The following is a 20,796-nucleotide window of genomic DNA, read 5'->3' as shown; positions in this document are numbered from 1 at the left end:
GGGAGAATGGCAGGCCATGACTCCGCTGCCGGCCCCCGCCCGAGCCGAGATCGTCGTCGATCTCGGCGCGATCCGGCACAACGTCCGCCGGCTGCGCGAGCTCGCGGGCGTCGCGATGATGACCGTCGTCAAGGCCGACGGCTACGGTCACGGCCTGGCCGAGGCCGCCGGTGCGGCCCGCGAGGCGGGCGCCGAGTGGCTCGGGGTCGCCACCATCGACGAGGCGCTCGCGCTGCGCGCGGCCGGCGACACCGGTCGGATCCTGTGCTGGCTGACGGTGCCGAGCGAGGACCTCGCGCCCGTGGTCGCGGCCGACATCGACGTCACCGCCTACACGCTCGCCGAGCTCGACGCGATCCGGGCCGCGGTCGCCGACGCCGGCCGCCCGACGCGGCTCCAGCTCAAGATCGACACCGGCCTGTCGCGCGGCGGCGCCCCGATGGACGCCTGGCCCGACCTCGTCGCGGCCGCGCGGCGCGGTGAGCAGGACGGCGCCTGGACGGTCACCGGGATCTGGTCCCATCTCGCCGCCAGCGACGAGCCCGACCACCCGGCCAACGACGCCCAGGAGGCGGTCTTCCACGAGGCGCTGGCCATCGCCGCGACGGCCGGCCTGCGGCCCGAGGTCCGCCATCTCGCCAACTCGGCGGCGGCGATCCTGCGGCCGTCCTCCCGGTTCGACCTGGTGCGGGTCGGCATCGCGTCGTACGGACTCGACCCCGCCCCCGGGCACACCCCCGATCTCGGCCTGCGCCCCGCGATGACCGCACGCGCCACGCTGGCGCTGAGCAAGCCGCTCGCGGCCGGCGCCTCGGTCTCCTACGGCCACATCTGGACCGCCGACCGGGCGACCACCGTCGGCCTGGTGCCGGTCGGGTACGCCGACGGCGTACCGCGCCACGCGAGCAACGTCGCCGAGGTTCAGGTCGCCGGCCGGCGGCGCCCGATCCGGGGCCGGATCTGCATGGACCAGTTCGTCGTGGACCTCGACGGCGAGCTGCCCGCACCCGGCGCGGACGTGCTGCTCTTCGGCGACGGCGGCCACGGCGAGCCGACCGCCCAGGACTGGGCCGAGGCGGCCGACACCATCTCCTACGAGATCGTCTCCCGGATCGGGGGCCGGATGACCCGGAGGTACGTCGACTCCAGCCCGCGGTTCCGGGAGGACCACGAGTCATGAGCATGCGCGGACGCGTGATCGGAGCGGTCACGGTCGGTGCCGTCGGCCTGGCCGCCGCCGGCGCCGGCATCGGCGTGAACCGGCAGCGCCGCCGGATCGTCGGCAGGTCGCCGTCCGACGCGCCGGCCTTCGGGTCGCTGCGGGCGGAGCCCGTGACGGTCGTCGCCGACGACGGCACGCCGCTGCACGTCGAGGTCGACGAGCCCGACGCGGCGCCCTCCGGGCGGGGCGGTCCGCCGTTGACCGTGATCTTCGCTCACGGCTACGCGCTCGAGATGGACTGCTGGCACTTCCAGCGCGAGCACTACCGCGGGCGGGTCCGCGCGGTCTTCTACGACCAGCGCTCGCACGGCCGCTCCGGTCGCTCGCCCGTCGGCAACGCCACGATCGAGCAGCTCGGCCGCGACCTGCTCACCGTCATGGACGCCGTCGCTCCGGAGGGCCCGGTGGTGCTCGTCGGTCACTCGATGGGCGGCATGACGATCGTCGCGCTCGCGGAGCAGCACCCGGAGCTGTTCGGCGACCGGGTGGTCGGCGCCGCGCTGATCTCGACCACGGCCGGGGGGCTCGAGCCCAGCCGCATCCTGTTCCCGATGGTGCCGGCGTGGGGGAGCGCCACCGCGGTCGGCCGCACCGTCTCCGCGCTGGGCCGCTCCCACAAGGTGGTCGACGGCGCCCGCCGGGCCGGCAAGGACGTCGCGCTGGTCGCCACCGCCGGGCTCGCGTTCGGCGACGAGGTGCCCGGCAGCTACGTCGCCTTCGTCGACAAGATGCTGTCGGCGACGCCGTTCGAGGTCGTGGCGGAGTTCTTCCCCGGCTTCTCGGCGCTGGACAAGTTCGACTGCGTCGAGGTACTCGCGAAGGTGCCGACCGCCGTGATCTGCGGCACCCAGGACAAGCTCACCTCGATCGGACACAGCCGCAAGCTCCACTCTCGGATCGACGGCTCGACCCTGCTCGAGTGCCACGGCGCCGGGCACATGGTGATCATGGAGCGCCACGACGAGGTGAACGGCGAGCTCGACCGGCTGCTCGCCGCGACCGGAGCCGAGGACGCGCGGTGACGGTCGAGATCACCCGCGTCGGCCCGGAGTCGGCGGAGCACGTGCTCGCCGTGGTCCGTGCGGCCTTCGCGGTGCGCCCGCCGCTCGACCCGCCCGCGGCGGCGCTGGCGGAGACCGAGGAGACCATCGCCAAGCGGCTCGCCGGCGGCGGTGGCCTGCTCGCCACCCTCGACGGCCGGCCCGTGGGCGCCCTGGTGCTCGACCCGGTCGGCAGCACGACGTACCTGCGCCGCTTCGGGGTGGTCCCCGACGCCCAGCGCCACGGCATCGCCGCCGCGCTGATCGAGGCGGCGGTCGAGGCCGCCGAGGGCTCCGCGGACCTGACCGTGGTCGCGCGCGAGGAGTTGCCGCAGACCGTGCGGTTCTGGGAGCGGCAGGGCTTCCGCGAGATCCGGCGCGAGTCCCCGAACGTCGAGCTGCGGCGGCCGCTGCGCACCCACGTCTTCCAGGTGCCGGACGCCGACTCCATGCGCGCCCTCGGGCGGGCCCTCGCGGCGCAGCTCGGCCCTGGCGACCTGGTCGTGCTCTCCGGCGAGCTGGGCGCGGGCAAGACGACGCTCACCCAGGGTCTGGGAGCCGGGCTGGGGGTGCGCGGCGACGTCACGTCGCCGACGTTCGTGATCGCGCGGGTCCACCCGTCGCTGGTCGGCGGCCCCGACCTGGTGCACGTCGACGCCTACCGGCTCGGCGGGCTCGACGAGCTCGACGACCTCGACCTCGACACCTCCCTCGACGACGCCGTCACCGTCGTCGAGTGGGGTGAGGGTCTCGCCGAGGGCCTCTCGGAGTCACGGCTGGAGGTCGCGATCGTGCGGGGCGACGCGCCGCACGACGGGCTCGACCCGCGGCGCGTCGAACTCACCCCGGTCGGCCCACGCTGGCACGCGCTGTCCTCGCCCGCGCTGGGTTCGACCTAGAAGCCGGTGATGCCCTCTTGGCCGTAGCCCTCCGCCTGCTCGTCGAAGTTCTCGTGCTCGAGCAGGTGCAGGATCGGTACGCCGAGCTTGCGCCGGGCCTTCGACGTCCAGTCGAGGTGGAAGAACTCGGCCACGACGTGCGGCCGGGTCAGGATGATCGCCTCGCGGCCGTCGACGGCGGCGACCTTGGCGGCGAGCGCGTCGATCGGCGGGTCGCCGACGACCTCGCCCCGGGCGACGGCGCCGCTGCGGCGCAGCGCCTGGAGCGTCTGCTCGAGCTCGGTGTGCGACCGGTCCTCGCAGTCCTTGCGGACCGCGTCGAGGTCGACCTCGCTCATCGGCATCGTCGGCGACGCGAGCATGTCGCCCGCGGTGAGGGAGCCCATCGCCGACTCGATGCGCGCCGCGGCGTCCTCCAGGGGCAACAGCACGTGGTAGGTCACCGGCTCGTCGAGACCCTCGTGGAGCGAGTGCACCTGGGCGGCATCCTGGTCGCTCAGCGCCTGCTCGATCAGGAGGACGACGTCGTAGTCCCCGCGGGTCGTCTCCGCTGCGTTCTCAGACATCTCGGCCTTCCTCAGTCGATACCGAGAATCCTAGCCAGGTCGTAGCTGACCGGCTCCTCCAACTGCTCGTAGCCGCACGACTCGGGGTCGCGGTCGGTGCGCCAGCGCCGGAACTGGGCCGTGTGCCGGAACCGGCGGCCCTCCATGTGGTCGTAGGCCACCTCCAGCACCCGCTCGGGCCGCAGCGGCGTGAACGAGAGGTCCTTGCCCTGGCTCCAGCGGCTCTGCGTGCCGGGGACCCGGTCGGGATTGGCGGTCAGGAACTCCTGCCAGTGGCCCCACGGGTGCTCCTCGATCGGCACGACCAGCGGCTGGAGCTCCTCGATCAGCTCGGCGCGCCGGGCCGCGGTGAAGCTCGCGCTCACCCCGACGTGCTGCAGCTGGCCGTCGCGGTAGAGCCCGAGCAGCAGGCTGCCGAGCAGCGGCTTCTCGGGAGTACTGGTCTTGTGCTCGCGGTAGCCGGCGACGACCACGTCGGCGGTGCGCTCGTGCTTGATCTTGAGCATCGTGCGGGCGTTCTGCTGGTACGCCGCGTCCAGCGGCTTGGCGACCACGCCGTCGAGGCCCGCCCCCTCGAACTGCTCGAACCACTCCTGGGCCTCGGCCGGGTCGGTCGTCGTCCGGGTGAGGTAGCAGGGGCCGTCGAGCCCGGCCAGCGCCTCCTCGAGCGCCGCTCGGCGCTCCGCGAACGGCCGCTCGGCGTACGACTCGTCCCCGAGCGCGAGCAGGTCGAAGGCGACGTACGACGCGGGCGTCTGCTCGGCCAGCAGGTCGATCCGGGACTTGGCGGGGTGGATGCGCTCCTGGAGCACCTCGAACTCCAGCCGCTCGCCCACGGAGACGAAGATCTCCCCGTCGAGCACGCACCGCTGCGGCAGCTGCTCGCGCATCGCGGCCACGACCTCGGGGAAGTAGCGGGTCAGCGGCTTGGTGTTGCGGCTGGCCAGCTCGACCTCGTCGCCGTCCTTGAAGACGATGCAGCGGAAGCCGTCCCACTTCGGCTCGAAGCTCAGCGCGCCGGCCTCTCCCTGGAACTTCTTGGCGAGGTCGGGGATGCCCTTGACCGACTTCGCGAGCATCGGCTGCACGGGCGGCATCACGGGGAGGTCCACGCTCAGGACTCTAGTGCCGCGGGGCGACCGTCTGACGAGCAACTGACGCACTGACCTACCGTCGTCTCCCGCGCCGGAGGGCGACTCACGCACCTGACGAGGCTGCTCCCCTCCGGCGGATCCGCGACACTCAGGTCAGGTACGACGAAAACCTGGCGTCACCCCGTGAGCGCCTGGTGCATGGCACAGCTCGCGATCGGCGATGCTCCGGCGCGACTGCGAAGGGGCGCCGGACGGTACCCCCAGCCGGTCGCCCTGCTCGCCCGGTTGGGAGTGGATCTCACGCACGAACGCAAGGGGCTGGGTGCTGGGCTCCTGACGGATGTCGTCGCTCGAGTCGCCGCGCTCTCGGACGAGATCGGCTGTCGCGGCCTCGTGGTCCACGCCGAGTCGCAGACCGCCCACGACTGCTACCTCCATCTGGTTCCGGAGTTCGAGCAGAGCCCGACGGATGAGTTGCACTTGGTATCGATGCTGAAGGACATCAAGCGCACGCTCGGGCTCTGATGCGGTGGACATGGCGCATTCGAAGCAGGACGCACGCACCTGACGACGGTGTTCCCGATCCGCGGATCCGCGACACTCAGGTCAGGTACGACGAAAACCCGGCGTCACGTGGCCACCGCCGTGTCGCTGCCCCACCATGGTGACCCGTAACCTAGGGCAGTCAATCCCCGGTTGGTCTGCCGGGCGGAGCTGCCAGCCCCGCCAGGCGGGCCGGTGGGGAGTGATCCCCGGTTGGTCTGCCGGGCGGAGCTGCCAGCCCCGCCAGGCGGGTCCGCAGGGTTTGCAATCCCCGGTTGGTCTGCCGGCAGGGCCCGCCTGACTTTGAATCAGGATTAGCGACGTAGGTTCGACTCCTACCCGGGGAGCGTGAGTGCAGAGCAGCAGGCTGGGCAGGGGACGGGACTGACGGTCATCGTGCTGGCCGCGGGTGGCGGCACCCGGATGAAGTCCAAGACCATGAAGGTGCTGCACCCCATCGCGGGGCGCACCATGATCGGTCACGTCCTGACGGCGGCACAGGCGCTGGACCCCCAGCGGGTGGTGGCGGTGGTCGGGCACCAGCGCGAGGCCGTGAGCGCGCACATCAGCGCGAGCTTCCCCGACGTGGTGCTGGCCGTGCAGGAGGAGCAGCTCGGCACCGGCCACGCCGTCCGCATGGCCGTGGAGGCGGCCGGCGCGAGCGCCGGCACCGTGCTGGTGGCGTACGGCGACACGCCCCTGCTCAGCGGGGAGTCGCTGCGGGCGTTCGCGGCCGAGCACGAGGCGGCCGAGCGCGCGGTGAGCATCCTCAGCGGCATCGTCGACGACCCGTTCGGCTACGGCCGCGTGCTGCGCAACGCCGAGGGCGACGTCGAGGCGATCGTCGAGGAGAAGGACGCCAGCGCGGAGCAGCGCGAGGTCCGCGAGATCAACTCCGGCATCCTGGCCTTCGACGCGGGCTTCCTGACCACCGCGCTCCCACGCATCGGCAACGACAACGCCAAGGGCGAGTACTACCTCACCGACACGATCGCGATCGCTCGCGAGGACGGCCTGACCGTCGGCGCGTATCCCGTCGACGACGTGATGCAGACCGAGGGCGTCAACGACCGGGTCCAGCTGGCCCGGATGGGCGCGGAGCTCAACCGGCGCATCGTCGAGCGGTGGATGCGCGAGGGCGTGACCGTGATGGACCCCGCGACCACGTGGATCGACGCCGACGTCGTGCTCGCGGGCGACGTGACGATCCTGCCCGGCACCCAGCTGCTCGGCGCGACCGTCGTCGGTGAGGATGCCGTCGTCGGCCCCGACACGACGCTCAAGGACTGCGAGATCGGCCCTCGCGCGCGGGTCGTGCGCACCCACGGAGAGCTCGCCGTGATCGGTGCCGAGGCCAACGTCGGGCCGTTCTCCTACCTGCGCCCGGGCACCACGCTGGGCACGGGCGGCAAGATCGGCGGCTTCGTCGAGACCAAGAACGCCGTGATCGGCGACGGCGCGAAGGTGCCGCACCTGTCGTACGTCGGGGACGCCGAGATCGGCGAGGGCACCAACATCGGCGCGGGCACGATCTTCGCCAACTACGACGGGGTGGACAAGCACCGCACGAAGGTCGGTCGGCACGCTCGGACGTCGTCCAACAACACCTTCGTCGCGCCCGTCGAGATCGGCGACGGCGCGGCGACCGGGGCCGGCACCGTCGTGCGTCAGGACGTCCCGCCGGGCGCCCTGGCGGTCTCCGCCGGTCCGCAGCGCAACATCGAGGAGTGGGCGCTGCACAAGCGGGCGGGCACGGCCCAGGCCCGGGCCGCGGAGGACGCGCTGGGTGCCCGACGAGACGACGACGGCGGCGTGGCAGAATCCTGAGTGAACACTCTCCGGCGACCGAGGAGCGGCACACCGTGACCGGAATGAAGAAGACCACCGAGAAGAACCTGATGGTCTTCAGCGGCCGGGCCCACCCGGAGCTCTCGGAGGAGGTCGCGAGGCTGCTGGGCACCGAGCTGGTGCCGACCGCGGCGTACGAGTTCGCGAACTCGGAGATCTACGTGCGCTACGAGGAGTCGGTCCGGGGCTGCGACGCCTTCGTGCTCCAGAGCCACACGGCGCCGATCAACGAGTGGATCATGGAGCACCTGATCATGGTCGACGCCCTCAAGCGGGCGAGCGCCAAGCGGATCACGGTGGTCATGCCGTTCTACGGGTACGCCCGGCAGGACAAGAAGCACCGCGGCCGCGAGCCGATCTCGGCGCGGCTGATGGCCGACCTCTTCAAGACCGCCGGTGCGGACCGGCTGATCGCCGTCGACCTGCACGCCGACCAGATCCAGGGATACTTCGACGGGCCGGTCGACCACCTGATGGCGCTGCCGATCCTGACCGACTACGTCAAGGAGAAGTACGGCGACCAGTCGCTCGCCGTGGTCTCGCCCGATGCGGGCCGGATCAAGGTGGCCGAGCGCTGGTCGGCCAAGCTCGGCGGGGCCCCGCTGGCGTTCATCCACAAGACTCGCCGTACCGATCGCCCCAACGAGACGGTGGCCAACCGGGTCGTCGGCGAGGTCGCCGGCAAGATGTGCGTCCTGACCGACGACATGATCGACACCGGCGGCACGATCGTGAAGGCCGCCGAGGCGCTGATGAACGACGGCGCCGCGGGCGTGATCATCGCGGCGACCCACGCGATCCTCTCCGACCCGGCCGTCGACCGGCTGAAGAACTGCCCGGCCGTCGAGGTGATCGTGACCAACACGCTGCCGATCCCGCCCGAGCGCGAGTTCGACAAGCTGACGATCCTCTCGATCGCCCCCCTGGTGGCGCGCGCGATCCGCGAGGTGTTCGAGGACGGCTCGGTCACCTCGATGTTCGACGGGCACGCCTGAGCGGTCACTCCCTGCCGTCTAGGCCGCCGGCACCGCCGTGGTGGCCGGGGTCCATCCGACCCGCCAGGCCAGGGCGACGGCGGCCAGCTGCGAGCCGGCCTCCAGCTTGGCGAGCAGGGCGCGGATCTGGCTGCGCACCGTCTCCACGGACACCACGTGGGCCTGGGCGATCTCGGCGACCGAGCTGCCGTGCATGAGGCGCCACAGGATGCGGGCCTCCGCAGGGGTGAGCCGGCCGAGGTTGCGTCGCGCGCGCCGTTCGGCCGTGAGCGCGCGGTCCGGGACCGGCGCGTGGGTCGCCGGGTGCGGCGCCGCCCCCGGCGTACGTGCGACCCGGTCGACGAGCTCGCGGACCTCGGCGACCCCGCCGGACCCCAGCACCGCGACCGCGCCCGCCCCGACCAGCTCCGCCGACTCCGCCCGGTCACCCGGCTGGCTGACGACGACCACACGCTGGCCCCGGGCGGCGAGGTCGGCGACCAGGTCGTGCGCGTCGACGGCATCGGCGGCGACGATCACCACCAGCTCGGCCTTCGCGCGCAGCACCGCGTCGCGGGCGCCGCTCATCGATGCGCAGGTCTCCAGCGGGATGGGCACGATCCGTGCCGCCGGCGCCAGGGAGCGACCGATGGTCTCCACCACCAGCCTGAACCGGCCCGTCACCACCACCCGTGGTCGACCGTGATGGCTCCTATGTTGTCCCGTCGCTGTCATGTGATCCCCCGATCGGCTGAGGATGAGTGCCCGACCCCGGGGCGAGACCCCCAGGCCGGACATCGCCCAGTCGTCCTACCCGGACTAGTCCTTGGCTAGCACGGGTGTCAAGGGCGTGCCGGCCGGTTGGCCGGACGTTCTCGGTGCGGTCTAGACAGGTCCGGTCCGGATCAGTATGCCCCGCGATGGCCGAGCACGGCTCCCGCCGTGCGGGCCAGGATCCGGAGGTCGAGGGTCCACGACCAGTTGTCGACGTAGTGGAGATCGAGGCGGACCGACTCCTCCCAGCTGAGGTCGGAGCGGCCCGACACCTGCCACAGCCCGGTCAGCCCGGGCAGCACCGCCAGCCGCCGCCGCGGGTCCAGCTCGTACCGCGCCACCTCGGCGGGGAGCGCTGGACGGGGGCCCACCAGGGACATCTCGCCGCGCAGCACGTTGATCAGCTGCGGCAGCTCGTCGAGCGAGTACTTCCGCAGGATCCTGCCGATGCGGGTGATCCGGGGGTCCTCGCGCATCTTGAACAGCACGCCGTCGCACTCGTTGTGCTGCTCCAGCGTCTCGAGCAGCCGGTCGGCGTCGGTGCGCATGGTGCGGAACTTGTACATGGTGAACGGCGTTCCGCGGTGCCCGGTGCGGCGCTGCGTGTACAGCGCGCCGCCGGGGGAGTCCCAGCGGATCGCCAGCGCGATGCCGAGCAGCACCGGGAGCAGCACGAGCAGCGCGGCGCCGGCCAGCGCCCGGTCCACCGCGTGCTTGACGGCCCGAGCCGTGCTGGGGCCCGTGGCGGGCCGCACCCGGGCCAGGCCCAGGACGCCGGCGGGCACGTGCTGGACCCGGTGCGGGGCCACGTCGAGCAGCCCGGTGCCGACGAACACCTCCAGGCCGGCCTCTTGGGCGCTCCAGCAGGTACGGCGTACGGCGGCCGGGTCCAGCGACCGGCCGGGCAGCACGATGACCGCGCGCGCCGCGGTCGCTCGCGCGGCGTCGACCACGGCGTCTGCGCCCAGCCACAGCGGGACCGAGCAGAGCTCGAGGTCCATCGCGTCGGAGAGAGCGACCGGGTCGTCGGGGGCGACGCACAGGGAGGTCACGTGCCACCGGCTGCGCCGCTCGCGGCGCAGCTCGGTCATCAGGGCGCCGATGTCGGCGAGGTCGCCTGCGACCGCCACGGCAAGCGGCCGGGTGCCGGCGACGAGGCGCGGCACCGCTGCGGCCAGCGCCAGCGCCGCGGTCAGGCCGACCTGGCCGGCCGCGGGCAGCTGCGGGGCGAGCACGTCGCCCGCGACCCAGAAGGCCAGGCCGAGGACGACCCCGGCCCGGAGCACCGCCTTGAGGCCCGCGGGCCGGTCGGCCGCGGTCCAGGCGCCCGACCCGGCGAGGGCGAGGCACCAGGCGAGCAGGATCTCGACAGCGAGCCGCGGCTCGGCGGCCGTCGCGGTGACCTCGGCGAGCACCAGGAGGACCGAGAGGACCAGGGCGCCGGTGGCCAGGTCGAGGAGCGGCACCAGCGGTCGCAGGCTGCGCGCGGTCCTGCCGGTCGCGGCACCCGTCGCGTCGGTGGTCGCGTCACCCCGGATCCCGACCCAAGCCCCTGGCTCCGCGCGGTGCGCATCGGGCACCGCCGTCGTCAGTGATGTCACCGTCGTCTCCCCCCACGGCCTGCGGTCCGACCTGCCGGGCACCCTCTCCCCGAGCGTTGAACGGTGGTGCAGGCCTTGTGCCAGAGAACCTAGGAACTGGGCGCTCCCGTGACATGCCCGAAATGAGGCAACCTGAGCGGTCGTCGGCCGTCACTGGTCCGAACCGGACCGAACCGGACCGAATGAACCGGCCGGCGAGGCCGCCCCTGAGCAGGGCGGTCGGCAGGCGGCGAGCAGCGGCGCGGTCAGCGGCGCGGTGGCTGCCAGCCGGCGGTGTTGGCGATGCCGACGGCGGCGAGCTGGGAGGAGACCTCCAGCTTCGACAGGATCGCCTTGACCTGGGTGCGCACGGTGGCCTCGGAGACGAAGCTGCTGCTCGCGATGTCGCGCACGGTGCGGCCCTGCATGAGCTCGCCCAGCACGGCCTCCTCGCGCGGGGTCAGCAGCGCGAGTCGGCGCTGCAGGGCGACCCGTTCGAGGCCCTGCTCGTGCCAGTGGCTGATCAGCGCCTCGCGCTCCTCCCGGTCGATGACGGGGAGGCCCTGGTTGATGCGGCGGACGGTCGACAGGATCTCGTTGAGCGGCTGCGACTTGCTCAGCACCTTGCGAGCCCCGTGCCGGAGGCACTCGCCCCACCGGGCCCGGTCGTTGGAGGCGGTCACGACGACGACGTTGACGCCGGCCTTGACCATCGGCGTGATCAGGCGGACGCCGTCGCCGACACCGCCGAGGTCGAGGTCGAGCAGGACGATGCGCGGTCGCATCCGGACGACGGATGCGAGCACGGCCTGGGCGCCGCCCTCCTCGGGGATCGGGAAGCGCTGGACGTCGTACCCCTCGAGGTTGAGCGCGAGCTCGAGCGACTCGGCGAAGAGCGTGTGGTCCTCGATGATGAGGAGCTTGAGCTGGCTGCGCGGTGCGGGGCCGGTCACCGGTGGGAGTCCTGAGCTGCGGAGAGGGGAGCGGCCTTGAGCGAGAGGACGAACCGGGCACCGGCGTCGGGTGCCGGGTCGAGGTCGAGGTGACCGCCGAGCTGCTCGGCCAGCAGTCGGGCGGTGGCCAGGCCGACACCCTCTCCGGGCGAGCTGGAGCTGCGGGTGCCCCAGGTGAAGAGCCGTGGCCGCACCTCGGGGTCGACGCCGGGACCGCTGTCGGCGACCGATACCTCGACGTCGTCGCCGACCATGCTGGCCTCCAGTCGAACAGGCCCGCCGGCGTGCCGGCGGGCGTTCGAGAGCAGGACGTTGACGATCTCGGCGACGTCGTCGGGGCGGGCGATGACGACGTGGCCGCTCGGGCGCCATCGGATCGGCAGCCCGTCGGCCTCGTGCCGGACCACCACGGGTCGCAGCGCGAGGTCGAGCTCGGTGGGTCCGGGAGCGATCAGTGACCGGTCGTCGACGAGTCGGTCGAGCCGGCGCAGCTCGGCGGCGAGCATGTCGTGGAGCTGCTCGCGCCGGGCCACGCTGATCTCCGCGCGATGGAGCAGCTCGGTGGCGGTCGCGATCCCGGCCAGCGTGCTGCGGATCTCGTGCAGCCGGGCCTGGTCGGTGTGCAGACCCTGCTCCGCGACCTCGAGCTGTCCGCGCAGGATGCGCAGCGCCGACGCCTCGTCGAGGATCGCGAACCTGGCCCGGCCGGCCGCGGTGGCGAGCAGCATGGCGGCACCGACCGCGTTGGACAGGGCGCCGACGAACAGGAGCGACGGCGGTGTCCCGGCCGCCATCGCGGAGCCCTGGCCGATCGCCAGGAACACGGCGGCGATCGCGATGCGGTGCCGCAGGTCGGCCGCGAGGACGCGGGCGCGCAGGATCCGCACGGCGGTCCAGATCCCGACGGCGCCGAGCCCCGCGAACGCGGCGACGGAGACGATGGCCGAGGGCGTCGGCAAGGGCAGCTCGAGCAGGGCCATCCGGGTGAGGATCAGCGCGAGCCCGAAGAGCATGCCGACGGCAAGCGGGTCGTAGCGCACGGGCAGCCGGTCTCCGGAGACCACCATGGTCACGAGCGCGACGGTGACGGCGATCTGGAACAGGGCGGCCCAGGTCGACTGCGCGGGCCCGGTGACGTCGTCGCCGGAGATGCGCATCAGCCAGCTGAGCTCCTGGAGAGCGAACGTGGCGGTCGCCGTCACCAGCCAGGCCATCGCCTGGTCCTGGGCTATGTGCCAGTGGATGTAGAAGAAGACGGCCGCGCAGAGCACGGCCACCGAGGACGCGAACATGAACAGGTTGGCCGTCGCCTCGATCGCGTCGGCTCCCGCTCGTGCGTCCCCGACCGTCAGCGCGGCCACGATCAGGACTGCCCCGCAGGCCGCGGCGGCAGAGCGGACGGCTCCGTCGTGTGTCACCGTGCCCTCCCCAACCCGTGGGCCTGCGACGAGGCGGGTCCCCCGGAAATCCTGCCGGCCCCCCGGCCGGCGTCCCCCCACAGCGGATCCCCGCTGTGCCATGTCCGGACTGCGTGGTTCCAGACTGCGTCAATATCGCGTGCGGCGGGTGAGGATCTCGACCGGCTTCGCGATGTATCCCCCAGATTGGGGATGGGAATGGGCCGCGTTCGACCGCCCCTCGTGCCCGAGTACGCCGGGGAGGGCGCCCTGCCGTTCCACTGTGTCCCCACGAGCGGGCTCACCGCATGCCGAATGCAGGGGACTTTGTCGCCCAGCGGCGGCGAGCGCCCGTCGCTCCGGTCACGATGGCCGGCGATGCTGCCGACCACTTCCGCCCCCCTGAGCGAGTCGGCCGGGTCGCCTCCGCCCGCGGAGCCGGATCCGCCCGTCGCAGTCGTGCTCGCCTCCGACCTGCGTCTGGTCGTCGAGGCGGTCGCCGCGGCGCTGTCGAGCCGGGGCCTCCGGGTCGCCGTCCTGACCTGGCCGCGGGGGCCTCGGGTCGAGCCCGTACAACGGCAGCTCGAAGCCGCCGTGGCGGACGTGGCGGTCCTCTTGTACGACGTCGACATGTCGCTCAGGATGACGGAGGCGAGCGCCTTGATCCGGAGCTGGTCTGGACCGTGGCTGGTACTCACCGGATCGTCCCCCGGTCCGGCGTGGGGTGGCCTTAAAATCGCCGGCGCCGCGGCGGTCCGACCGAGCAACATGCCCCTGGCGGAGGTCGAGATGCTGATCCGTCGACTGGCCGCGGGCGAGGCGGACCCGGAGGCGACGGCGCTCGCCGACCATGTCGCATCGTGGCGCGCCGTGCAGGCGCGGCACGGGGAGCTGCAGCGGCGGCTCGACAGCCTGGCGCCCCGCGAGCTGCAGGTCCTGATGCTGCTGCAGGAGGGGGTGCGGGTCCAGGGGATCGCCCGTCGGCTCGGGCTCTCCGAGACGACGGTGCGCAGTCAGGTGCGAGCGGTGCTGCGCAAGCTCGGCGTCCGGTCCCAGCTCCGGGCCGTGGCGATGCTGCACGCGATCGCCAGGTCGGTCGACGATCCGGCGTCAGTCGACGGGTGACTGCCAGCCCACCTGGTGGGCCAGCCCGACGGCGGCCAGCTGCGAGGAGACGCCGAGCTTGGCGAGGATCGACTTCACCTGGGTGCGGACGGTCGCCTCGGAGACGAACGAGCGGGCCGCGATCTCGCGCACGGTGCGGCCGTGGGTGAGGTTGCCGAGCACCTCGGCCTCGCGGACGGTCAGCCGGTCCAACCGCGCGCGGATGTGCTGGTGCTGGGCCCGGCGCTCGTGCCACACCCGGAGCAGCTCGTCCCGCTCGCCGGGTGCGAGCACCTGCAGGCCCGCGTCGATGCGGCGCAGGACCGCGAGGATCTCGTTCAGCTGGGCCGTCTTGCTGATCGTCTTGCGTGCGCCCTGAGCGAGGCACTGTCCCCAGCGGGCCCGGTCGGGGTCGGCGGTCACGACGATCACCGAGCAGCCGCTCTGGACCAAGGGCGGGATCAGGCGGGCGCCGTCGCCGAACTGACCGAGGTCGAGGTCGAGCAGCACGATGCCGGGCTGGCTCCGGGAGACCTGCGCCAGCAGGTTCGCCGAGCGGCCCGGGCTGGTCGGCACCTCGGCCCGGCGTACGTCGTAGCCGGCGCGCGAGAGCGCGAGCTCCAGTGACTCGGCGAAGAGCGGGTGGTCGTCGATCAGCAGCACGCGCTGGCGGCGCAGGCCGCGGCCGCTGGGTGTCGCCGCGCCGTTCGTGCAGGCGGCGGAGCCCCGGACGATGGTGTCGGTCGGTGGCCGGATGTCGGTCTCGTGCGCTGTCACGAAGGCAACGCTGCGGACCGGCGAGGGCCGGTGGAGCCGAAGCCACCTGCGGATACCCCATCTTCGGGACGCGGCCTCCTCGGGAGGGGCAGCCGGGGCCCCAAGGTCCGCCAGCCGGTCGCCATCCGACGTCGCCCATGGGGTGACGGCGTCGACTGCCGGGCGCCCGCATCATCGGGGGTGGGGGCGAGCTCCGCGCAGGTGGGTGGATGGGCCGACCGGCTGGCGAACCAGCTCGGGGTAGTCCTTCGTCGAGTATCAGCGCCGCCGGGTGCGCGGGTCATCATCAATACTCGGCGCGGTGGGATTCGTCGATGACCTGCTCCTCCAGCCGGCCGCGCCATTCGACGTAGCGGCGCTGGGTCACCGGGCAGCAGTAGGTGTTGCGACCGACGTTCTCGAGCGGCACTCCGGCATGTCCGACCCAACGGATCCGGCGCGCGGGCACGCCGACCACCAGCGCGAAGTCGGGCACGTCGTTGGTGACCACCGCCCCGGCGGCGACCATGGCCCACCGGCCGATGCTCACCGGAGCGACGCAGATCGCGCCGGCCCCGATCGACGCGCCCGCGCCGACGTGGACGCCGACGGGCTGCCAGTCGGCCGCCGTCTTGAGCACGCCCTCGGGCGTGACCGCCCGCGGGAAGGAGTCGTTGGTGAGCACGGCCGCCGGCCCGATGAAGGCGCCGCTCTCGACGAACGCAGGCTCGTAGACCAGCGCGTGGTTCTGGATCTTGCACCGGTCCCCGATCACCACTCCCGGGCCGATGTAGGCCCCGCGGCCCACGATGCAGTCCCTGCCCACTGTCGCGTGCTCGCGCACCTGGGCCAGATGCCACACGATCGTGCCGGCGCCGATGGTGGCGTCGGGGTCGATGTCGGCGGTGTCCTGGACCCGGGTGACTGGGGACGTCGTCATGTCGCCATGAGACGGCACGATCGAGCTAGTTGTGGACGGGGGCCGTCCCGCTCCCCAATAGTCGGGACCGACGACCTCCGGCCCCGTCCCCACGATCGGGTAGCCCCCGCTCCAGGCAACCCGCGCCATGTCGGATTTCCGATCCGCAGCGGGTCGCGGCTAGGCTGCTCAGGTTGCCTCGGCGAGGGAGTCCGTGAACGCGGGCACCGTGATCGACAGGGCTGGCTGGGCCTCCGGGTTCGCCTCCGACCTCTGTCGTGCCGAGGCCCCGAGACGCAAGCACCAGCACAGCCGGACGTACGAGGAGTAGCAGTCGCGATGAGCGAGAAGATCAAGGCCGAGGCCCGCACCGAGTTCGGCAAGGGCGCCGCCCGGCGCATCCGCCGCGAGGATAAGGTGCCCGCCGTCATCTACGAGCACGGCAACGTGCCGATCCACGTGACCCTGCCGGGCCACGAGACCATGATGGCGCTCAAGAACGGCGGCGCGAACGCGCTGCTCGAGCTCGACATCGACGGCAAGACCCAGCTGGCCCTGACCAAGCAGGTGCAGATCGACCCGATCAAGCGCCACCTCGAGCACGTCGACTTCATCGCCGTGAAGAAGGGCGAGAAGGTCACCGTCGACGTGCCCGTGCACCTGGTCGGCGAGGCGGTGCGGGAGACGCTGGTCGTCACCGAGAACGCCACTGTCCAGCTCGAGGCCGAGGCCACCCACATCCCCGAGTACATCGAGGTCGACATCGAGGGCGCCCAGGTCGGCACCCAGATCCACGCCTCCGACCTCACCCTCCCGGCGGGCAGCGCGCTGCTGACCGACCCGGAGACGCTCATCGTCAACGTGACCCAGCAGGTCTCCGCCGAGGCCCTCGAGGCCGACCTGGAGGCCGCCGAGGCCGAGGCCGGCATCGAGCGCGAGGAGGCCGAGGCTCCCGCCGCCGCTGCTGAGGGCGAGGCCGCGTCGGAGGGGTGACCCTCCGCTCGCTGCTGAACCACCTGTTCCACGGAAAGGGCCGGGACCCCATGTCCGACTCCACGCCTGTGTGGCTGGTCGTCGGGCTGGGGAATCCCGGCCCTTCCTATGCCGGTCACCGGCACAATGTGGGCTACCTCGTCGTCGACGAGCTCGCCCAGCGCATGGGTGCGCCGTTCCGCGCCCACAAGTCCGGCCGCGCCGAGGTCGTCGAGGGTCGCCTCGGCGCCCCCGGTACGCCGGGGCCGCGGGTCGTGCTGATGAAGGCGCGCTGCTACATGAACGAGTCGGGTGGGCCGGTCAAGCAGCTCGCCGGCTTCTACAAGGTCCCGCCGGAGCGGATCGTCGCGATCCACGACGAGCTCGACATCCCGTTCGACACGATGCGGACCAAGCTCGGCGGTGGCGACAACGGCCACAACGGGCTGCGCTCGATGCGCTCCTCGCTGGGCACCGGTGACTTCCACCGGGTTCGGGTGGGCATCGGACGCCCTCCGGGTCGCCAGGACGTCGCCGACTTCGTGCTGTCCAACTACTCCTCCACCGAGCGGAAGGTCCTGCCCTTCCAGGTCGACAAGGCCGCCGACGCCGTCGAGTCGCTCGTGACCGAGGGGCTCGAGCGGACCCAGCAGCGCTTCAACTCCTGACCCCCGGGTGGTCCGCCTCAGGAGGGTGTCAGCACCCGCCGGAGGCGGACGACCCGTTCAGTAGGGTGGCGGCGTGACGTTCGAACCCGGTACCCCGCCCGCCGCAGCCGCCACCGACGACCACGTCCTCGCGACCTGGCTCGCCACGACTGCGGGGGAGCGACTGCTCCAGGTCCGCGGCGAGGGGCTCGAGGGCCGGGAGCTGAAGGACGCCGGCGACCGGGCGGCCCACGAGCTGCTGATGCAGCTGCTGGCCGAGCACCGGCCCGGCGACTCGGTGCTGTCCGAGGAGGGCAAGGACGACAAGGCCCGGCTGAGCAGCGAGCGGGTCTGGATCGTCGACCCGCTCGACGGCACCCGCGAGTTCTCCGAGGTGCCGCGCGACGACTGGGCGGTGCACGTCGCGCTGTGGCAGGACGGCGACCTGGTCGCCGGCGCCGTCGCGCAGCCCGCCCTCGGCGAGACCTTCAACACCGGTACGCCGCCGGTCGTGCCGCCCTCGACCGCCGAGCGTCCCCGGATCGCGGTCTCGCGCAGCCGGCCGCCGGAGTTCGTGCACGCGCTGGCGAAGGAGATCGACGCCGAGCTGGTGCCGATGGGCTCGGCCGGCGTCAAGGTGATCTCGGTGGCCCGCGACCTCACCGACGCCTACGTGCACGCCGGTGGCCAGTACGAGTGGGACTCCGCCGCTCCGGTGGCCGTCGCCCGGGCCGCCGGCCTGTTCACCTCGCGCATCGACGGCTCGCCGCTGGAGTACAACCAGGACGACGTCTACCTGCCCGACCTCATCGTGTGCCGCCCCGAGCTGGCCGAGCGGATCGTCGCGTTCGTCAAGGAGCACGGCGTCACCTCCGCGGGCTGACCGAGCGCCGGTGATCCGCCACCTGCTGCTCGACGCCGACGGCGTCGTGCAGACCATCCCCGGAGGCTGGGAGGAGCCCGCGCGCCGGATCCTCGGCGACCGCTCACCCGAGATCCTCGAGGGTCTCCTCGTCGGGGAGCTCCCAGCGCTGCGGGGCGAGGGTGACTTCCTGCCCGAGCTGCGGCGCGCGTTCGAGCGGCACGGCGTCGAGGGCGACCCCGACGAGCTGTACGCCGCCCTGTGGAACCGCATCGAGGTCTCCACCGAGATGGTCGACCTGGTGGGCCGGCTGCGCGGCACGGGCTACGGCGTGCACCTCGGCACCAACCAGCACCGACAGCGGGCGGCGTACCTGCGCACCGAGCTGGGGTACGACGAGATCTTCGACGTCAGCTGCTACTCCTGCGAGCTCGGTGCGGTGAAGCCCGAGGCGGCGTACTTCGAGCGCGCCCTGGCGCTGATCGACGCGCCCGCGGCGGAGGTGCTGTTCGTGGACGACAACGGCGCGAACGTCGAGGGTGCCCGCGTGGTCGGTCTCGCCGCCGAGCAGTGGAGGCTCGACGACGGTCTACCGCTGTTGCTGGAGCTGCTGGGCCGGCACGGCGTGGAGGTCTAGTCGCGGGTGGTTTCGAGACAGGCGCTGGCGCGCCTTCCTCAACCACCGGGCCCGGCGACGGTGGTTGAGGAGGTTGTGCTAGCAACCGTCTCGAAACCCACGCACCCGACGCGGCCTGGTTCCGACGATCGCGCCCGGGGGACAGGTGGTTTCGAGACAGGCGCTAGCGCGCCTTCCTCAACCACCGGGCCCGGCGACGGTGGTTGAGGAGGTTGCGCTAGCAACCGTCTCGAAACCTACGCACCCGACGCGGCTTGGTTCCGACGATCGCGCCCGGGGGGCAGGTGGTTTCGAGACAGGCGCTAGCGCGCCTTCCTCAACCACCGGGCCCGGCGACGGTGGTTGAGGAGGTTGCGCTAGCAACCGTCTCGAAACCCATGCACCCGACGCGGCCTGGTTCCGACGATCGCGCCCGGGAGGCAGGTGGTTTCGAGACAGGCGCTAGCGCGCCTTCCTCAACCACCGGGCCCGGCGACGGTGGTTGAGGAGGTTGCGCTAGCAACCGTCTCGAAACCTACGCACCCAGCGCGGCCTGGTTCCGACGATCGCGCCCGGGGGACAGGTGGTTTCGAGACAGGCGCTAGCGCGCCTTCCTCAACCACCGTGACCCGACGAGGACGGTGGTTGAGGAGGTTGCGCTAGCAACCGTCTCGAAACCTACGCACCCAGCGCGGCCCGGTTCCGACGATCGCGCCCGGGAGGCAGGTGGTTTCGAGACAGGCGCTAGCGCGCCTTCCTCAACCACCGTGGTGGGTCAGCTCACGACCGAGGGGGTGAGGCGCTGGCGGTGGCGGGATGCCCAGTCGTCGACCTCGTCGGTGATCACGGCGCCCCACAGGGCGCGGGCGGCGCGCCGGTCGGCGTACACGACGCTCTGGCCGCGCTCGGTGCCGAAGCCCGCGACCGGCATCGTCAGGTAGGTGAGGCCGGCGGACCGGAAGTCCCGCATCGAGACGACGAGCCGGAGCATGTCCCGGGTGGACCAGCCGTCGTCGACGGACAGGTGCCGGGTGACGGTGTCGAGGAAGTCGTAGAGCATCCGCGGGTCGCTCCGCATCTCCTGCTGCATGCTCTCCTGCATCAGCGTGCGCAGCACCACCTGCTGCCGGGCGACCCGGTCCAGGTCGCCCTTCGGCAGGCCGTAGCGCTGCCCGACGTAGTCGAGCGCCTGCGCGCCGTCGAGGTGATGGACGCCGGCGGTCCAGGTGACGTCGCGCGCGGAGTCGACGACGGTCTCGGGCACCGTCACGTCGATGCCGCCGACCGTGTCGATCAGCGCCTCGAAGCCGGCCCAGTCGACGACGGCGAGGTGGTCGATCCGGACGTCGGTCAGGTACTCGACGGTCTGGATCGCCAGCGACGGCCCGGAGAACGAGAAGGCGGCGTTGATCTTGTTCATGCCGTAGCCCGGCACGTTCACCCAGGTGTCCCGGGGGATGGAGATGATCGAGGCGCCGCGCCGGTCGGCGTCGATGTGCAGGATCATCAGCGCGTCGCTGCGCTGGGCGCCCGGGATCCACTCCGCGGCCCGGGCGTTGGTGCCCGTCGTGGGTACGTCGGAGCGACGGTCGGTGCCGATGACGAGGATGTTGACGGCGTCCCCGGCCGGACCCGGCGCGCGGTCCGGTCGATCGGCCAGGCCGTCGAAGACCCCCGGGATCCGGGTGACGTTGCCCGACAGCCGGTGCTCCAGGTAGAGCGCGGCACCGACGGGGACCATCGCGAGCACGGCCAGGCAGGCGATCACGCCGACCAGGGCCCGGGTGAGCCGCCGCCGGCGGCGCGGCGGCGTCTCCTCCGGCTCGCCACCGAGATCCTGCAGGAGGCTCATGGGCCCATCGACGCATCGCGAGCCCCGTGAGAAGCCGTCGAGACGCCGACTTACCCAACCTGGGAGGGCCGATACCCAATAGGCGGGAAGATGACGCCGCTCTGCCGGACGGGTCTCCCGACGGCTGGATGCTCGGTGCCTGGACCGGGGTCTGCCGACGACCCCGGTGACGACCTCG

The 20,796-nt window shown here is 72.4% G+C and carries 20 protein-coding genes and 1 tRNA gene; 12 read left to right on the top strand and 9 right to left on the bottom strand.

Annotated elements, in window-relative coordinates; all coding sequences use genetic code 11:
* The first annotated feature begins 16 nt into the window (after nt 1–16).
* The 3 genes from alr to tsaE are packed head-to-tail and all read left to right on the top strand — an operon-like array spanning nt 17 to nt 3,161.
* Nucleotides 17–1,180: an alanine racemase gene (gene alr / locus KM427_RS21440; RefSeq protein ID WP_215525245.1), complete on the top strand. Its 1,164-nt coding sequence runs from the start codon at nt 17–19 to the stop codon at nt 1,178–1,180.
* A complete protein-coding gene (locus KM427_RS21435; RefSeq protein ID WP_183591825.1) occupies nt 1,177–2,244 on the top strand; it encodes an alpha/beta fold hydrolase in 1,068 nt (355 codons plus the stop codon). Before alr ends, KM427_RS21435 begins: the two co-directional genes overlap by 4 nt.
* On the top strand, nt 2,241–3,161 hold the full coding sequence (tsaE, locus tag KM427_RS21430; protein WP_215525244.1) for a tRNA (adenosine(37)-N6)-threonylcarbamoyltransferase complex ATPase subunit type 1 TsaE: 921 nt from the start codon (nt 2,241–2,243) through the stop codon (nt 3,159–3,161). The genes KM427_RS21435 and tsaE overlap by 4 nt, the downstream gene beginning before the upstream one ends.
* Here the strand turns inward: tsaE and KM427_RS21425 are convergent.
* Together KM427_RS21425 and KM427_RS21420 are read right to left on the bottom strand one after the other, a co-directional pair.
* Nucleotides 3,158–3,727 carry a hypothetical protein gene (locus KM427_RS21425; protein ID WP_215525243.1) on the bottom strand — a complete coding sequence of 190 codons (570 nt, stop codon included), beginning with the start codon at nt 3,725–3,727 and terminating at the stop codon, nt 3,158–3,160. The genes tsaE and KM427_RS21425 overlap by 4 nt on opposite strands.
* Before the next feature lie 11 nt (nt 3,728–3,738).
* Nucleotides 3,739–4,839 (bottom strand): ATP-dependent DNA ligase, encoded by a 1,101-nt coding sequence (locus KM427_RS21420; protein ID WP_215525242.1) that lies wholly within the window; start codon nt 4,837–4,839, stop codon nt 3,739–3,741.
* A 180-nt stretch (nt 4,840–5,019) separates the two neighbouring features.
* Between KM427_RS21420 and KM427_RS21415 the strand changes: the two genes are divergently transcribed.
* The 4 genes from KM427_RS21415 (at nt 5,020) to KM427_RS21400 (ending at nt 8,207) form a co-directional block, all read left to right on the top strand.
* Nucleotides 5,020–5,346: a GNAT family N-acetyltransferase gene (locus KM427_RS21415; RefSeq protein ID WP_215525241.1), complete on the top strand. Its 327-nt coding sequence runs from the start codon at nt 5,020–5,022 to the stop codon at nt 5,344–5,346.
* Between the two features lie 286 nt (nt 5,347–5,632).
* Nucleotides 5,633–5,711, top strand: a tRNA-Gln gene (locus tag KM427_RS21410).
* A 1-nt stretch (nt 5,712) separates the two neighbouring features.
* On the top strand, nt 5,713–7,191 hold the full coding sequence (glmU, locus tag KM427_RS21405) for a bifunctional UDP-N-acetylglucosamine diphosphorylase/glucosamine-1-phosphate N-acetyltransferase GlmU (protein WP_252274738.1): 1,479 nt from the start codon (nt 5,713–5,715) through the stop codon (nt 7,189–7,191).
* Between the two features lie 44 nt (nt 7,192–7,235).
* A complete protein-coding gene (locus KM427_RS21400) occupies nt 7,236–8,207 on the top strand; it encodes a ribose-phosphate diphosphokinase (RefSeq protein WP_183591810.1) in 972 nt (323 codons plus the stop codon).
* Nucleotides 8,208–8,225: 18 nt separating this feature from the next.
* Here the strand turns inward: KM427_RS21400 and KM427_RS21395 are convergent, their stop codons facing one another.
* From KM427_RS21395 to KM427_RS21380, 4 genes are all read right to left on the bottom strand, one after another.
* Nucleotides 8,226–8,849 (bottom strand): helix-turn-helix transcriptional regulator, encoded by a 624-nt coding sequence (locus tag KM427_RS21395; RefSeq protein ID WP_215525240.1) that lies wholly within the window; start codon nt 8,847–8,849, stop codon nt 8,226–8,228.
* Between the two features lie 242 nt (nt 8,850–9,091).
* Nucleotides 9,092–10,561 carry an exopolysaccharide biosynthesis polyprenyl glycosylphosphotransferase gene (locus tag KM427_RS21390; protein WP_252274736.1) on the bottom strand — a complete coding sequence of 490 codons (1,470 nt, stop codon included), beginning with the start codon at nt 10,559–10,561 and terminating at the stop codon, nt 9,092–9,094.
* Between the two features lie 245 nt (nt 10,562–10,806).
* Complete coding sequence (locus KM427_RS21385; protein WP_183591807.1) at nt 10,807–11,493, bottom strand: response regulator transcription factor; 687 nt, start codon at nt 11,491–11,493, stop codon at nt 10,807–10,809.
* Nucleotides 11,490–12,911, bottom strand: coding sequence for a sensor histidine kinase (locus KM427_RS21380; RefSeq protein WP_215525239.1), 1,422 nt, complete (start codon nt 12,909–12,911; stop codon nt 11,490–11,492). Before KM427_RS21380 ends, KM427_RS21385 begins: the two co-directional genes overlap by 4 nt.
* 438 nt (nt 12,912–13,349) lie before the next feature.
* On the opposite strand from KM427_RS21380, the gene KM427_RS21375 reads away from it, so the two are divergent.
* Nucleotides 13,350–14,015 carry a helix-turn-helix transcriptional regulator gene (locus KM427_RS21375; protein ID WP_215525238.1) on the top strand — a complete coding sequence of 222 codons (666 nt, stop codon included), beginning with the start codon at nt 13,350–13,352 and terminating at the stop codon, nt 14,013–14,015.
* Here the strand turns inward: KM427_RS21375 and KM427_RS21370 are convergent.
* Both KM427_RS21370 and KM427_RS21365 read right to left on the bottom strand, forming a co-directional pair.
* Nucleotides 14,001–14,771 (bottom strand): response regulator, encoded by a 771-nt coding sequence (locus KM427_RS21370; RefSeq protein WP_252274733.1) that lies wholly within the window; start codon nt 14,769–14,771, stop codon nt 14,001–14,003. The two genes, KM427_RS21375 and KM427_RS21370, sit on opposite strands and share 15 nt — an antisense overlap.
* Before the next feature lie 286 nt (nt 14,772–15,057).
* Nucleotides 15,058–15,690, bottom strand: coding sequence for an acyltransferase (locus KM427_RS21365; RefSeq protein ID WP_183591804.1), 633 nt, complete (start codon nt 15,688–15,690; stop codon nt 15,058–15,060).
* A 318-nt stretch (nt 15,691–16,008) separates the two neighbouring features.
* Between KM427_RS21365 and KM427_RS21360 the strand changes: the two genes are divergently transcribed.
* The 4 genes from KM427_RS21360 (at nt 16,009) to KM427_RS21345 (ending at nt 18,787) form a co-directional block, all read left to right on the top strand.
* On the top strand, nt 16,009–16,662 hold the full coding sequence (locus tag KM427_RS21360; protein ID WP_215525237.1) for a 50S ribosomal protein L25/general stress protein Ctc: 654 nt from the start codon (nt 16,009–16,011) through the stop codon (nt 16,660–16,662).
* A 50-nt stretch (nt 16,663–16,712) separates the two neighbouring features.
* Nucleotides 16,713–17,309 (top strand): aminoacyl-tRNA hydrolase, encoded by a 597-nt coding sequence (pth, locus tag KM427_RS21355; protein WP_183591802.1) that lies wholly within the window; start codon nt 16,713–16,715, stop codon nt 17,307–17,309.
* Between the two features lie 73 nt (nt 17,310–17,382).
* Nucleotides 17,383–18,171 carry a 3'(2'),5'-bisphosphate nucleotidase CysQ gene (locus KM427_RS21350; protein WP_183591801.1) on the top strand — a complete coding sequence of 263 codons (789 nt, stop codon included), beginning with the start codon at nt 17,383–17,385 and terminating at the stop codon, nt 18,169–18,171.
* A gap of 10 nt (nt 18,172–18,181) precedes the next feature.
* The gene (locus tag KM427_RS21345) at nt 18,182–18,787 is read left to right on the top strand and encodes an HAD family hydrolase (protein WP_183591800.1); all 606 of its coding nucleotides are present in this window, start codon (nt 18,182–18,184) and stop codon (nt 18,785–18,787) included.
* 754 nt (nt 18,788–19,541) lie between these two features.
* Here KM427_RS21345 and KM427_RS21340 read toward each other — a convergent pair.
* Entirely contained in the window at nt 19,542–20,618 is a 1,077-nt protein-coding gene (locus KM427_RS21340; RefSeq protein WP_215525236.1) for an LCP family protein, read from the bottom strand.
* Nucleotides 20,619–20,796: the final 178 nt, after the last annotated feature.

It is taken from the genome of Nocardioides sp. LMS-CY (assembly GCF_018732145.1).
GTDB lineage: Bacteria > Actinomycetota > Actinomycetes > Propionibacteriales > Nocardioidaceae > Nocardioides > Nocardioides soli.
This window is presented reverse-complemented; position numbering and strand designations above follow the sequence as displayed.

Bases quoted from the DNA above. Each gene is read 5' to 3' on its own strand.
- KM427_RS21425 (WP_215525243.1), bottom strand. From the start codon at position 3,727: ATGTCTGAGAACGCAGCGGAGACGACCCGCGGGGACTACGACGTCGTC.
- pth (WP_183591802.1), top strand. From the start codon at position 16,713: ATGTCCGACTCCACGCCTGTGTGGCTGGTCGTCGGGCTGGGGAATCCC.
- KM427_RS21435 (WP_183591825.1), top strand. From the start codon at position 1,177: ATGAGCATGCGCGGACGCGTGATCGGAGCGGTCACGGTCGGTGCCGTC.
- KM427_RS21415 (WP_215525241.1), top strand. From the start codon at position 5,020: ATGGCACAGCTCGCGATCGGCGATGCTCCGGCGCGACTGCGAAGGGGC.
- KM427_RS21365 (WP_183591804.1), bottom strand. From the start codon at position 15,690: ATGACGACGTCCCCAGTCACCCGGGTCCAGGACACCGCCGACATCGAC.
- KM427_RS21340 (WP_215525236.1), bottom strand. From the start codon at position 20,618: ATGAGCCTCCTGCAGGATCTCGGTGGCGAGCCGGAGGAGACGCCGCCG.
- alr (WP_215525245.1), top strand. From the start codon at position 17: ATGACTCCGCTGCCGGCCCCCGCCCGAGCCGAGATCGTCGTCGATCTC.
- KM427_RS21400 (WP_183591810.1), top strand. From the start codon at position 7,236: ATGAAGAAGACCACCGAGAAGAACCTGATGGTCTTCAGCGGCCGGGCC.
- KM427_RS21360 (WP_215525237.1), top strand. From the start codon at position 16,009: ATGAGCGAGAAGATCAAGGCCGAGGCCCGCACCGAGTTCGGCAAGGGC.